Genomic DNA, 14,556 nt, shown 5'->3' with positions numbered 1-14,556 from the left:
AAAAATGCTAAGTTGTTATATGTTCACTAATAGCTATTTAAATAGTTATTAAAAGCGCTTTTAAAATAAGTAAAACCATCCACAAGGAAGTCAGATTTATGTCAAATATCTACCATAGTGCGCCGTCAGCCTACGATTATCCGTTAATCGTCAAGCAATTGTTAAACCGTGCCAAAACGGTGTCGCTAGAGCAGGAAATCGTTTATGCCGATAAAAAGCGCTTCACTTATAAAGAGTTATTTCAGCGTATCAATCGCTTAGCCAATGTCTTAGCCGGTTTAAATCTTGATGCCGGTGATGTGATTGCGGTCATGGATTGGGACAGTCATCGCTATTTAGAATCGTACTTTGCAATACCAATGTCAGAATATATCCTGCAAACCGTCAATATCCGTTTGTCGCCCGAAAAAATCCTTTATACCATCAATCATGCTAAGCCAAAAGTATTGCTGCTTAATTCTGAGTTTGCGCCATTGGTGAAAGACTATCAGTTTGAAAACTCCAGCATTGAGCATATTATTTGGCTCGATGACAATGGTGTATCTTATGAAGGCGTCTTTGGTGGCAACCAAAACCGCGTCACTGGTGAATATGAAGCCCTGTTAGATGCCGCTAATAGCGAATTCGATTTCCCAGATTTCGATGAAAATACTATTGCCACTACTTTTTATACTTCAGGTACAACAGGTGATCCAAAAGGCGTGTTCTTTAGCCATCGCCAATTGGTACTACATACGCTGACAGAAGCGGCGACATTAGGAATGCTGCCCAACAAGCAAGGTGTTAGCTATGGTGATGTATATATGCCAATGACGCCGATGTTCCACGTTCATGCATGGGGTTTTCCATTTACTGCGACGATGGTTGGTCTAAAACAAGTCTATCCCGGACGTTACGCACCTGATGCCTTGATGGATTTAATTATCAATGAAAAGGTCAGTATCACCCATTGTGTGCCAACGATTTTGCAGATGGTACTTAAAGAAGCGCAAGATCGTAATGCCAGTTTTAATGGTTTGAAAATGATTATCGGTGGCTCTAAGCTTACCGAAGGCTTAGCAAAAGCTGCATTGGCGCAAGGTATTGAAGTTTATACTGGCTATGGTATGTCTGAAACCGCGCCTCTTATTAGCTTGACAGAGTTTAGCCTCAATGAGCCTGAGATGTCTGAAGAAGAAGATATCGCCCGCCGTTGTATGACTGGTAAGCCAGTACTGATGGTGGACGCTCAAATATGGAATACTGACAATGAATCTGTCGGTATGGGTAAAGACAATACGGGCGAATTAGTACTGCGCGCGCCTTGGTTAACGCAAAGCTATCTGAAGAATGATGATGCGGGTAAAGAGCTGTGGGAAAATGGCTATATGCATACCCAAGATATCGCCTATATTCAACCTGATGGTTATATCAAAATCACTGATCGTCTAAAAGACGTTATCAAGTCAGGCGGTGAGTGGATATCTTCATTAGAGATTGAGACGATTCTATCGCTACATCCAGCGGTGGCTGACGTATCAGTGATTGGCGTGCGTGATAAGCAATGGGGCGAGCGTCCGCTAGCCTTGATTGTGCTCAAGCCTGCTTGCCAAGATACCAGTGCTGATGATATTAAAGCGATTGCTGAGCAGGCAGTAGAGCGCGGTATTATTCCTAAATATGGCGTGCCTAGTCAGTTTAAATTCGTCGATGAGCTACCTAAAACCTCTGTTGGTAAACATGATAAAAAAGTCATGCGCGAGATGTATGCCAATCAGAGTGAGGTGTAATCGCTTGGGGTGGTTAACTTTTAACGTGCTTATTAGTTGACCTTTATCATTGGCTCTGCTACATTTTAAACCGATACATAATGTATCGGTTTTTCATTTCTGGCAGGGATAGCCAGTTTTATATTATGATAGTATTCAATAAGAGCGTATCTTATAAAGCGTCATATTATGAAACCGTATCTTATAAAAGCGCATCTTATAAAATCTTAATGCATTACCCATCGTTTACGCTAAGGACAGCCATTATGAACGAGCAAGCCAAATCTCAAACCAGCAATCAAGCTGTGAATCAAAATAATAATCAAAACCTCAAGCAATTCTCTAGCCAAAATTCTCAAGCGTCATTTGACAGCAAGCAAACCTTTGCAGATATTTATCAGTCCTCTATTGATAATCGCGAGCAGTTTTGGGCTGAGCAAGCCAAGCGTATTTATTGGCATAAAGAGCCTGAGCAAATCCTTGATGACAGCAATTTGCCGTTTGCCAAATGGTACGTCGGCGGTGAAACCAATCTCTGCTATAACTGTGTCGATCGTCACCTTGAAGAACGCGCAGAGCAGGATGCCTTTATTTGGCTCTCATCCGAGATTAACCAAGAATTGATAGAAACCTTCCCCGCAGTCGTCGATGCCTTTAAAGATTTGGGCAATAACGTTGAGTTTTATACTGACTATACCAAGCGTCGCCTGACTTACAACGATCTTTATAAAGAAGTAAATTATTTCGCCGATGTGCTACAGCGTCATGGTATCGGCAAGGGCGATCGTGTCATCATCTATATGCCGATGATACTAGAGGCGGCTTATGCGATGCTAGCGTGTGCGCGTATCGGTGCGGTACATTCGGTGGTATTTGGTGGCTTTGCCGCGCACAATCTGGCTATTCGTATGGATGATGCCGAAGCAAAAATGGTGATTACTGTCGATGCCGGCCTACGTGGCGGTAAGGTCGTTAACTATAAGAGCCTTGTGAATCAAGGTGTCGAGCAAGCAACGGTCAAGCCAGAGCATGTATTAGTAGTCAATCGCGGTGTACTACCATTTGAGCCGCAAGCTATTGATGTGGATTATGCAGCCCAGCGCCGAATCAGCTGTGAAGCCAATGCCATTGTCGAACCAGTTTGGTTAGAATCTAACACACCCTCTTATTTGCTTTATACCTCAGGTACCACGGGTACGCCAAAAGGCGTGCAACGTGATACGGGCGGTCATGCAGTGGCACTAACGACGTCGATGGATTATATCTACGATGGCAAAGCGGGCGAGACGTTTTGGGCAATATCAGATATCGGCTGGGCCGTTGGGCATTCTTACACCATTTATGCGCCGTTGCTTGCTGGCATGACCAGTGTCATGTATGAGGGCTTGCCGCATCGTCCAAATCCAGGTATCTGGTGGCGCATTGTCGAAGCCAATAAAGTGAATATCTTATTCACGGCACCGACCGGTGTACGTATGCTCAAAAAACAAGATGAGACTTGGATGACGCGCTATGATGTTTCAAGCGTCAAGTCGTTCTTTTTAGCAGGTGAGCCACTTGATGAGTCAACGGCCAATTGGCTTACTAAGCATTTAGGGGTGCCAATTTTAGATCATTACTGGCAGACAGAATCGGGTTGGCCGATTCTAAGTAATACGCCCAAGTTTAATCATAAACCGCACAAACAAGGCTCACCGGGTTATCCCATGTATGGCTATGATGCGCATGTCATTAATGAAGAAACAGGCGAGCCTTGTGCTGCAGGTGAAAAAGGTCTGCTCGCCATTCGCGCACCACTGCCGCCCGGTTGTCTCACCACCGTATGGCGTAATGACGAGCGCTTTATTAGCAGTTATTTTGGTTTATTTGACGGCAAGCAATACTCGACCTCAGACTATGCCGTGACTGACAAAGACGGCTATTTTTATATATTAGGACGTACCGATGATGTGATTAACGTTGCCGGTCATCGTATTGGGACGCAAGAGATTGAAGAGGCGATCAGTACCCATCCAGAAATGGCGGAATGTGCGGTCGTCGGTATCCAAGATGAGTTAAAAGGCGAATTGCCCATCGCCTTCTGTGTGCTCAAAGATCACGAGCAAGTGGCAACGACAGAAAATCGCTTCCGCATTGAGCAGCAGGTCATTGGTGCAGTGGTCAAATCGCTTGGCGGTATTGCCAGACCGGCGGCGATTTATTTCCCACAAGCATTACCAAAGACGCGATCTGGTAAAATATTACGCCGTGCTATTCGCGCTTTAGCAGAAGGTAATGAGACAGGTGATATGTCTACACTGGATAATCCAACAGCGATTGAGGCCATTAAACAATCTATGAAAGATTACTAAGCACATTTTTAGGTATATTTTAAAATAGCCTTTATCTAAAAAAGCTCATGAATGGTCATGGGCTTTTTTATTGTCGCCAATAACTTACCGGTAATGATAAAGAAATCGGACATTAACATTAACTTTGCTAAAAGCAACATAAAGAGCTTGACCCTAAAATTGTTTTATTGTTATAGTCAATAACGATACGAAACAAATCATTTTAAAATTATGTTTGATTACTAAAAACTTATTATTTTTAACACCTTTTACGCACACGAAGACACCGTCACACGGCAGTCCGGTAAACAAGATAAGGAAATCTTATGCACCACGTTCAGCAGCTCATCAATGGTCAATTTGTTGATTCTAATACCAGCGAATGGATTGATATCACGGATCCTGCCACGCAGGAAGTCATCGCTAAAGTTCCGCAAACCACTGATGATGAGATTAACCAAGCAGTTGCCGCCGCTCAAACGGCTTTTCAAACTTGGCGAAAAACGCCAATCACCACGCGTGCCCGTATCTTCTTAAGGTATCAAGCATTGATACGTGAACATATGGACGAGCTGGCAGAAATCTTAACGGCCGAGCAAGGCAAAACGATTGCTGATGCGCGCGGTGATGTATTTCGTGGCTTAGAAGTCGTCGAGCATGCCGCCGGTATTGCTAACTTGCAGATTGGTGACTTCGTTGAAAACGTTGCCTCAGGCGTGGATACATATAGCATCTGGCAGCCACTTGGTGTTTGTGCAGGTATCACACCGTTTAACTTCCCAGCGATGATTCCGTTATGGATGTTCCCAATGGCGATTGCCACGGGCAACACCTTTATCTTAAAGCCTTCTGAACAAGATCCTATGGTCACCATGCGTTTGGTTGAGCTTGCGGTTGAAGCGGGTGTACCTGAAGGCGTACTAAACGTGGTTCATGGTGGCAAGGCGACGGTTGACGCTATTTGTGATCACCCAGACATCAAAGCAGTTTCATTTGTTGGCTCTACCAATGTCGGTAAACACGTCTATGAGCGTGCTAGTAAATCAGGCAAACGCGCACAGTGTATGATGGGTGCAAAAAACCATGGCGTTATCTTGCCGGATGCCAATAAAGAGCAAACCCTTAATCAGCTAGCAGGTGCTGCATTTGGTGCTGCCGGTCAGCGTTGTATGGCGCTGTCTGTCGTTGTCCTTGTCGGTGCCGCTGGTGAGTGGATTGATGACATCAAAGCCAAAGCAGAGGGTTTGATTGTCTCAGCCGGTAAAGATGACAAGGATTTAGGTCCGCTCATTTCTCCTGCTGCAAAAGCACGTGTTGAGCATTTGATTGGCACAGGGGTAGAAGAAGGGGCGAGCTTGATACTTGATGGTCGCGGCATTACGGTTGAAGGTTATGAGAATGGCAACTTTGTTGGTCCAACTATCTTTGATAATGTCACTGCGGATATGCAAATTTATAAAGAAGAAATCTTTGGACCTGTACTGTGTATCATGCGTGCTAACAGCTTAGATGAAGCGATAGAAATGTTGAATGCTAATCCACATGGTAATGGTACCGCTATATTCACTCAGTCAGGCGCAGCGGCGCATAAGTTCCAACAAGATATTCAGGTGGGTCAAATCGGTATCAACTTGCCGATTCCTGTGCCACTACCAATGTTCTCATTCTCAGGTTCGCGTGCTAGTAAACTTGGTGATCTCGGTCCTTATGGTAAGCAGGCTGTGCAATTCTATACTCAAACCAAGACTGTCACGGCGCGCTGGTTTGATGATGAGGCGAGCCGCGGGGTTAATACGACTATTTCAATTTAATCATTAATTCACTATATTAGCGGTGTAACGTCAATCTTGTTTACTATGTTTTTTAAACACTAATGTATGATTTTGTGATTGTCGTTATGCCACTGCTATTATGATTGACATTTATAAGTAGCATTATATAAGTGACATTAAATTGACACTTTACCAAATTCTCTCCACCATATTTGCTTTTTAAGCACAAGGATGACCCTATGGATTTTTCACTGACCGAAGATCAAATGGCCTTTCGCCAAACTGCCAGACAGTTTGCCCAAAAAGAGCTAAGGCCCAATGCGGCTGAATGGGATCGCACCTCGCATTTCCCAGTCGATGTGATTAAAAAATCAGGCGAACTTGGCTTTTTAGGGCTATATACCAATCCAGAATATGATGGTTTGGGATTGTCACGCTTAGACTCTGCCATGGTTTTTGAAGAGTTGGCATGGGGTGATACGGCAGTCGCCGCTTATATGAGTATCCACAATATGGCGAGCTGGATGATTGGTGAGTATGGTAGCGATGCTTTGTGTAAGAAGTATCTGCCCAATATGGTCAACGGTGACTGGCTTGGCAGCTACTGCTTGACTGAGCCGAACGCCGGTTCTGATGCGGCCTCATTACGCACCAAAGCCGATAAGCAAGGCGATCATTACGTACTCAATGGTGAAAAAACCTTTATTTCAGGCGCAGGCTCGACCGATGTGTTAGTGGTTATGGCTCGTACGGGCGCTGCAGGACCCAAAGGTATCTCAGCATTCGTTGTCGATGCCGATAGTGCTGGTATTGAATACGGCAAAAACGAGCATAAAATGGGTTGGAAAGCGCAGCCAACACGGACGATTAGCTTTAAAGATGTCAAAGTTCCAGTAGAGAATCTCATTGGCGAAGAAGGTCAAGGCTTTCGTATCGCTATGAAAGGCTTAGATGGCGGTCGTATCAATATCGGTATCTGTGCAGTGGGTACAGCGCAGTCAGCACTAGAGACCGCGACCAATTATGTGCAAGAGCGCAGTCAGTTTGGCAGCCCGATTGCCAGCTTACAGTCGGTGCAGTTTAAGCTTGCTGATATGCTGACTCAAACTATCACGGCACGGCAAATGCTCTATTTAGCGGCGAGCAAAGTCGACAATAAGGATTCGCAAGCCTCTACTTATTGCGCGATGGCAAAGCGCTTATCGACTGATCTTTGTTTCGATGTCGCCAACGAAGCTCTGCAACTACATGGTGGTTACGGCTATCTCAATGAATATCCGCTTGAGCGCCATGTACGAGACTTGCGTGTTCATCAAATTTTGGAAGGCACTAATGAAATCATGCGCGTGATTGTCTCGCGTCAGATGCTACAAGATGAGGTATTGAGTCAATTGCGTTAATTTCATAATGCTACTGTTTATATTTCGCTATGGTTTTCTATGGCTATTTAATAACTTTACTTTTTAAGAACCCGTATCAAATTCAAATAAAATAAAGGATTATTTATGACGGATTATACCAATCTCAAGTTATCAATTGATGGTCACATTGCTACCATAACATTGAATAACCCACCAGCCCATACGTGGACGATGGAGAGTCTACCGGCGCTGAAGCAGTTAGTCACTGACCTCAATGCCAATGATGATGTTTATGCCTTAATCATTCATGGCGATGGCGAGAAGTTCTTTTCAGCAGGTGCGGACTTAAATAATTTTTCAGATGGTGATAAAGGCCAAGCAATCAGCATGGCTATCGCTTTTGGTGAAGCGTTTGAAGCACTATCAGCGTATCGCGGTGTCAGTATCGCAGTCATCAACGGCTATGCGATGGGCGGTGGACTTGAGTGTGCACTGGCCTGTGATATCCGTATCGCAGAAGCGCATGCACAGATGGCCTTACCAGAGACCGGCGTGGGCTTATTGCCATGTGCAGGCGGTACGCAGAATCTGCCTTTACTGGTTGGTGAAGGCTGGGCCAAGCGTATGATATTGTGCGGTGAGCGCGTCGATGCCGATACTGCATTACGCATTGGCTTAGTCGAAGAAGTCACAGCAAAAGGTGGCGGTTTATTAGCGGCGCAAGCATTAGCGCAAAAAGTCGCTAAGCAATCACCTGTTGCCGTCAGTTATTCTAAGAAGCTTATCCAAGCCGCAAGAAATACGCCGCCTGCACAAAATCTTATTCATGAGCGCGAAGCTTTTGTTAAGTTATTCGACACCAAAGATCAGCGCGAAGGCGTACAAGCATTCTTAGAAAAGCGTAAACCCAATTGGCAAAATAAATAGACCAAATTAAATCAGACTTAGCGCTAATATTTTTCCTTTTAATTTTTAGGTTACTTTTATGACAGCAGCTACGACAGCGACGGATGATAATAATCAAAAATCCGTAGAAAAAAATGCACAAGAAGCGCCAGTATTGTTTAATACCGAGCCGACAGATTGTGGCCATCTTATTGGGATAATGACGCTAAATACGCCCAAATCTCTCAACGCGCTCAGTGTTGAGATGTGTCAGTTATTAGCCCAGCAGCTAGAGCAGTGGCAAAGTGACGATCAGATAGTGGCATTGGTGCTAAAAGGGGCAGGCGACAAAGCGTTCTGTGCTGGCGGTGATATCCGTAAACTCTATGACAGTATGTCAGAGACAGCACCACTGCCAAACCCTTATGCGACAGAGTTCTTTGGTAGTGAGTACAACCTTTATCGACAGATGCACTTTTACCCTAAGCCACTTATCCTGTGGGGTGATGGCATTATTATGGGTGGCGGTATGGGCTTGATGGCAGGTTGTAGTCATCGTTTGGTTACTGAGCGTACCCGCTTTGCGATGCCAGAAGTAACTATTGGACTGTTCCCTGATGCCTCTGGCAGTTGGTTCTTACAGCGTATGCCGTCTAAAACAGGTTTGTTTTTAGGGCTAACGGGTGCGATGTGTAATGGCAACGATGCCATATTAGCCAATCTTGCAGAGTATGCCGTCGCCAGTAGTGACTACGATGCCGTCATACAAAGTTTAAAACAGAGTAATTGGCAATCAGCAGCAGGTAGCAAAGATAAATGCCATAACAATAGCGCTCATAGTATTGTCAGCCGCGCACTGGCATCGCAACCAGTAGCTGAGTTACCTGCTAGCAAATTAGCGACATACTGGAAACCTATCCAACAGTTAATGAACAGCGGCGGACTGGGAGATATTGATGCACTCCTACAAAATGACGAAGCACTAGCAAAGCTAGATACAGACTTTGCAGAAGATAGCTGGACGCAGCGAGCAGTAGATACTTATCGACATGGCTGTCCAGTTACCGCTGCTTTGACCTATGCGCTTTATCATAAAGTCACGAACTTATCGCTAGAGCAAGTTCTGTATTTAGAAACCAACGTGGCAGTACATTGTGCGGCCAATCCTGACTTTAAAGAAGGCGTACGCGCGCTACTGATTGACAAAGACCGTAGCCCGCAATGGTCGCGTTCATTAGCAGACTGCCTCAATACCGAAGGGCAATCCTATATTCATCAGCATTTTGTCAATCCTTATGCAAAAGGTGAGCATCCCTTAGATGATTGGTTGGGCGATAAAGCGTTAGGCAGCCAGCTTGTGCGCTAAGAGCCTCATAGGCTCATTATAAAATTAGGTATAAATCAAAAAACGCAAACCTATGTGTAGCATTGTCTGCATATATATGTAACTAATAAGCAATCATCAAGGAGCGATGAGATGGGTACAAAGGATTCAGATTTAAGTAATAAAGCATCAAATGATGCTGCTAAGCCAAATATAGCCTTTATTGGGCTTGGCAATATGGGCGCACCGATGGCAGAGAACTTGTTAAAAGCAGGTTATGCACTATCTGTTTATGACTTGTCTGAGGAGGCGACCCAGCGCTTGCAACAAGCAGGTGCCAGTGTGGCCGATAGCCCTAAAGATGCTGCAAGCAATGCGCAGGTCGTCATTAGTATGTTGCCTGCGGGCAAGCATGTCCATTCTGTCTATCTAGGTGAAAATGGGGCTGCTGGCTTACTAGCAGAACTACCCAAAGGTACATTAGTCATTGATAGCAGTACCATCGCGGCGGCTGATGCTAGGATGGTGGCAGAGTCAGCAAGTAAGCTTGGTATCGACTTCTTAGATGCGCCAGTTTCCGGCGGTACGGGCGGCGCTATCGCTGGTACGCTAACCTTTATCGTTGGTGGCAGCGCTGATGCATTTGCCAAAGCCGAGCCGATATTAGCCGTTATGGGCAAAAACATCTTTCATGCGGGCAATCATGGTGCTGGACAAGTCGCGAAAATCTGCAATAACATGCTGTTAGGTATTCTAATGGCAGGAACAGCAGAGGCGATTAACTTAGGCGTCAAAAATGGCCTCGACCCAAAAGTGTTGTCAGATATTATGCTACAAAGCTCAGGTCGTAATTGGACATTAGAAGTCTACAACCCTTATCCGCAAGTGATGGAAAACGTCCCATCCAGTAATGGTTATAAAGGCGGCTTTATGAGTAAGCTGATGCAAAAGGATCTTAACCTTGCCATGCAAACGGCTAAGGATACCGATGTAGAGACACCAATGGGCGCTAAAGCGACTGAGCTTTATGCTGCACATACTGTCGAAAATGGTGATAGAGATTTTTCTAGTATTATGGCGCGTCACGACAGCTCTGTATTGTCTTAAGATATTAAAAAAATACAACTAAAAAAGGTCTGCATTATTATAATAGTGCAGACCTTTTTTTGGACTTATTTCTGGTTTATATCAAGGCATTTAACTTGGCAGCTCATAGACTAGAGACTGAATATCTTTTGCTGCTTTTTGCAGTCGTGGCACATGGGTTATGAGGTCGTCTAAAGATACCCGTATGGTTGGTGCATGAAGATATAAGGAGGCCAAATAGCGTGACTTTTTATCTAGTACAGGTACTGATATCGCTACCATCTCAGAGATAAATTCTTCATTATCAATGCCGATACCGGTAGCAGCGATACTATCAAGTTCAGCATTTAACGCATCGATATTGGTGATGGTGTTTTTGGTAAATTTATCCAATGATAAATTTTGCAGTATTTTGTCGCGACTTGTGCACGGTAACTGACTTAAGTACAGTTTACCAGTGGCTGTACACCATAACGGTGATTTTGCGCCCACTGGCAAATAAATCTGTATTGGCAAGGTCGTTTGTGCGCGGTTGGTATAGATCATATTCATCTGATATGGCACACCGATACCGCAGGTCTCTTTAAGCTCATCGACCAGTTTTTGCAAAATCATTTGCCGCTCATTAAAGAACAGTCGCTGCTGCCAAAGCTCAACACCTAAATTACGTACACGCTTGCCTGGAATAATACCGCCACCAATATCAACCGTCACAAATCCTTCATCGACCAGATTTTGAATCAATCGGTGAATGGTAGGTTTTGGGATATCAAGCTCTTGAGATAGTTCAAGTGGAGAGAGCGGCTTTGAGGCATAAGATACGGCCTCGATAATCTCTAACACACGGGTAATCGACGATACTTTAGGCATATAGATGGCTCAATAAGAATGATAAAAATAAAGCAAAGAACAGAAGAAGCGGTAATCAGTCAGTTAAAAACCAATAAATTTGAAGTTTAAAATCAGCTTCATTGCTAAGACTAATTTAGCATATTATGGCGCTTAGACAAGCTTATATCTCATTAAATATAAACACATTTCTGTACCATAATGCGATCCATACTAAGTTTCTAAACTAACAGATTTCTAAACTATCTGGTTTTTCAGCCATCGGGTTTCTAAATTATCGATGATTGGGTAATATTAGATACGTTAACTCACAAACCACAACAAACTGTAGTAATAAACTCTATAACTGTAATTGAGTTAAATCCTGACATAGGCCATTATACTGACATATTTTGTAATACCTTTACATGAGCGTTAAGCGATTCAATACTCGTGTTTGTACTATTCAGTTGCTTTGAGAGTATTGTGTAACAGAAAAGCGAAGTTTTGCGGATTGGTGTAGCAATTATTACAATATCTATGCAATCTTTACATAACGGCAAATAAAAAGCGCATCCATGGGGGTGACTTTTTGAGCCAAAATTGTTTTAATCTGCTCAACAAAAATGGTCGTTTAAAAAAAGCTAAATTATCATTTTTTTACGGGCGAGTTATTTCACACTTTAGGAGAGTATTCTATGAAACTTATTAAATTAACAGCTATTTCTGCTGCTGTTTTAGCATCAAGTGCTGCATTAGCAGCTGAGCCAGTTATCGTTGTTGACGGTAATGAAGCAGTTGTATACGAAGCTGAGCCAGTAGCAGTAGCTTATCAAGCACAACCTGGTTATGCATATAATGCTGACGCTGGTGTTGTACGTAACACTACAGGTGCTGTTGTCGGTGGCACTAAAACTTTCTTCCAGACTGTTACTCATCCAGCTGCTATCAGCGCTGAAGTTGGTACTTTAGGTTATGGTGCTAACATCGGTTGGGCACTTAACGACAAGACCGAACTACAAGCTGGTTGGGCAGGTGGCGATGTTGCTGACTTGTTCGGCGGTGACTTTGATGTAAACGACATCAATTACGACGTTGATTCAGACTTTAGCAACCCGTACCTAGGCGTACAATTACGTCCTATGGCGAACTGGTTCACTATGGGTGCTGGTATCATCGTTCCTGATAACGATATCGACGTAACTGCTAATGCTGAAGGCACCTTCTTCAAAATTGATGGTATCCAATATAACGCTGCCCAAACTGGCACTTTATCAGGTACTGTAGAGCATCGTAACAAATTAGCGCCTTATGCTACTATTGGTTTCCGTCCTAACATCACTAATAACTTCGGTTTGTTTGGTGAATTAGGTGCAGCATACCTAGGTAAGACTGATGCGACTGTTCGTTCAAGCAACCCAAATGCTGATGTGAATTTTACAAATGCACAAGGTCAACCTGATTCTATTAAAGGTAGTGCAGTTGCTGAAAAAGCTCAAGCCCAGTTAGAAGATAAAGACTATCTTGAGTGGATGCCAATTGTTAAAGTTGGTGCAACTTACCGCTTCTAAGCTAATCACAGTTTAAATACTGTTATTAGAAGATAAGTAGTAATAAAAAAACGATCCTGAAAAGGGTCGTTTTTTTTGTCTAAAATAACTTAGCGCAACTTTAATTTAATTAAAAAATCGTTAATACACAATTACTGTCTGCCGCTTAGGTAGTAAGACGAGATAGTAACCGGTTTTATCATCGTTAAAGGCCAAAGACAGCTGTGCCTGTTCTTCGATGCCGTTCACTAAGCCAGTGATGAGATAGGAGTAATCCATACCTAAACCTTGTGCCAGCTTATACTGATGAATTTTGATAAAACTCTCTTTTATTTGCCATAGTAACTTAGCGACAGTATCACGTTGCATAAAGGTTAAAGTTTGCAAGATAGCAATCTCATTCATGTGATAAAAGCGCTTTGCCACCCGCCACTCAAGGTTATTGGTTTCTATGTCGATGCCTACCGGTCGATGAAAACTAATAACAACCGCAACTTTATTATCTAACCCGTTAAAAGGTTTTCCCCCACTCGGCTGAGTAGAAGTATTTGGACTACTTCTCCCAGTATGACTAAAGCACACGTAATATTGGCTGTTAACAAGTCGATAGGGAAAGCTTAAGTCATCCAAACTGTCATTAATATTTAGCTTATTAAGTAGAGATTGTAATAATAGGCGTACACCAGCACGTTGTTGCTGGCGCTGTTCATAAGCAATTTTGCGCGCTGATAAAGAAGCGTTAGGAATATAGTAGTGCCACGTAATATGACAGAATTTATCAGTATTGATGTTAGATAGGTTTGCATTAAGCAGTAAAGTCGAATTGCTGAATAAGTCAGAAAAAATTAGAGGGCACGACGCAGTTACCTGAGCCGTCGCGCACCAAGTCTTGGAATCAAGTTGACTGTACTGAATATCATGTAAGTTTAAAGTTGGTATCATTTGGTTATAGTAAAGGCTATTAGCTTAAAGTTGTTGAGAGATAGGTTTCTTCGTATTTTTAAATTGGTCATAGCTGCAGTTTGTCAGAATACAAACCACTTTTAACAATTCATTTTAGCGTAGCAGAATGCAAAAAGCCCAACAATATATTTGCTGGGCTTTTTGCTACTCATTAATTTAGGCTAACAAAGTCTTATCAACAGCGATTAGTAAGACAATTCAGCACGGCGGTTTTGTGCATAGGCATCTTCAGTCGTACCGGCAGCTGCTGGACGCTCTTCACCATAACTGATGACACGAATATTATTTACCGCAACACCTTGGGCAGCAAGATAATCACGTGCAGCTTGGGCACGGCGCTCACCTAGGGCGATGTTATATTCACGGCTACCGCGCTCATCAGTGTGACCAGCGATAACAACACCAGCGTTTGGATTTGAGCTTAGTAGACCGGCATGTTGGTTTAATACGCCAGCTGCTTGTGAAGTGATTTCACTGCTATCAAAGGCAAAGTATACAACCGCTTGCAGGTTCTCAGCACCAGTGATAACAGCATTTGAGTTACCGACGATAACCGCGCCGTTATAACCCGCTTGACCACCTGGGATACCTAGTGGGGCCACGACAACTTCTGAAGTCGCGCGTTTGTTGGCACAACCTGATGCCAATACCACAGCACTTGATAATACTGCTAGAGCAGCGATTTTTGAAAAACTGGTTGACATAATGA

Annotated in this window: 11 protein-coding genes; 8 read left to right on the top strand and 3 right to left on the bottom strand. The window is 43.5% G+C overall.

Going from position 1 to position 14,556, the window contains the following annotated elements:
• Window positions 1-98 precede the first annotated feature (98 nt).
• The 7 genes from FHS24_RS02610 (at window position 99) to mmsB (ending at window position 10,527) form a co-directional block, all read left to right on the top strand.
• The gene (locus tag FHS24_RS02610; RefSeq protein ID WP_183618471.1) at window positions 99-1,769 is read left to right on the top strand and encodes a fatty acid--CoA ligase; all 1,671 of its coding nucleotides are present in this window, start codon (window positions 99-101) and stop codon (window positions 1,767-1,769) included.
• Window positions 1,770-2,014: 245 nt separating this feature from the next.
• The gene (locus FHS24_RS02605; RefSeq protein ID WP_227671699.1) at window positions 2,015-4,099 is read left to right on the top strand and encodes a propionate--CoA ligase; all 2,085 of its coding nucleotides are present in this window, start codon (window positions 2,015-2,017) and stop codon (window positions 4,097-4,099) included.
• Window positions 4,100-4,404: 305 nt separating this feature from the next.
• Window positions 4,405-5,889 carry a CoA-acylating methylmalonate-semialdehyde dehydrogenase gene (locus FHS24_RS02600; protein WP_183618470.1) on the top strand — a complete coding sequence of 495 codons (1,485 nt, stop codon included), beginning with the start codon at window positions 4,405-4,407 and terminating at the stop codon, window positions 5,887-5,889.
• Between the two features lie 200 nt (window positions 5,890-6,089).
• Complete coding sequence (locus tag FHS24_RS02595; RefSeq protein ID WP_183618469.1) at window positions 6,090-7,250, top strand: acyl-CoA dehydrogenase family protein; 1,161 nt, start codon at window positions 6,090-6,092, stop codon at window positions 7,248-7,250.
• 105 nt (window positions 7,251-7,355) lie between these two features.
• Complete coding sequence (locus FHS24_RS02590) at window positions 7,356-8,138, top strand: enoyl-CoA hydratase (protein ID WP_183618468.1); 783 nt, start codon at window positions 7,356-7,358, stop codon at window positions 8,136-8,138.
• A gap of 58 nt (window positions 8,139-8,196) precedes the next feature.
• Complete coding sequence (locus tag FHS24_RS02585; protein ID WP_183618467.1) at window positions 8,197-9,462, top strand: enoyl-CoA hydratase/isomerase family protein; 1,266 nt, start codon at window positions 8,197-8,199, stop codon at window positions 9,460-9,462.
• A gap of 111 nt (window positions 9,463-9,573) precedes the next feature.
• A complete protein-coding gene (mmsB, locus tag FHS24_RS02580; protein WP_183618466.1) occupies window positions 9,574-10,527 on the top strand; it encodes a 3-hydroxyisobutyrate dehydrogenase in 954 nt (317 codons plus the stop codon).
• A gap of 90 nt (window positions 10,528-10,617) precedes the next feature.
• Here the strand turns inward: mmsB and FHS24_RS02575 are convergent, their stop codons facing one another.
• Complete coding sequence (locus FHS24_RS02575) at window positions 10,618-11,376, bottom strand: IclR family transcriptional regulator (protein WP_183618465.1); 759 nt, start codon at window positions 11,374-11,376, stop codon at window positions 10,618-10,620.
• Between the two features lie 656 nt (window positions 11,377-12,032).
• Here FHS24_RS02575 and FHS24_RS02570 point away from each other — a divergent pair.
• Window positions 12,033-12,905, top strand: a complete 873-nt coding sequence (locus FHS24_RS02570; RefSeq protein WP_183618464.1) for a hypothetical protein — start codon at window positions 12,033-12,035, stop codon at window positions 12,903-12,905.
• Between the two features lie 120 nt (window positions 12,906-13,025).
• Here FHS24_RS02570 and FHS24_RS02565 read toward each other — a convergent pair whose 3' ends face one another.
• On the bottom strand, window positions 13,026-13,826 hold the full coding sequence (locus FHS24_RS02565; protein WP_183618462.1) for a 4'-phosphopantetheinyl transferase family protein: 801 nt from the start codon (window positions 13,824-13,826) through the stop codon (window positions 13,026-13,028).
• A gap of 206 nt (window positions 13,827-14,032) precedes the next feature.
• Window positions 14,033-14,551, bottom strand: coding sequence for a peptidoglycan-associated lipoprotein Pal (gene pal / locus FHS24_RS02560; protein WP_183618461.1), 519 nt, complete (start codon window positions 14,549-14,551; stop codon window positions 14,033-14,035).
• Between the last annotated feature and the right edge of the window lie 5 nt (window positions 14,552-14,556).

It is taken from the genome of Psychrobacter luti, assembly GCF_014192115.1.
GTDB lineage: Bacteria > Pseudomonadota > Gammaproteobacteria > Pseudomonadales > Moraxellaceae > Psychrobacter > Psychrobacter luti.
The sequence above is the reverse complement of the archived record's forward strand: the minus strand, read 5'-3'. Positions and strand labels throughout refer to the sequence as shown.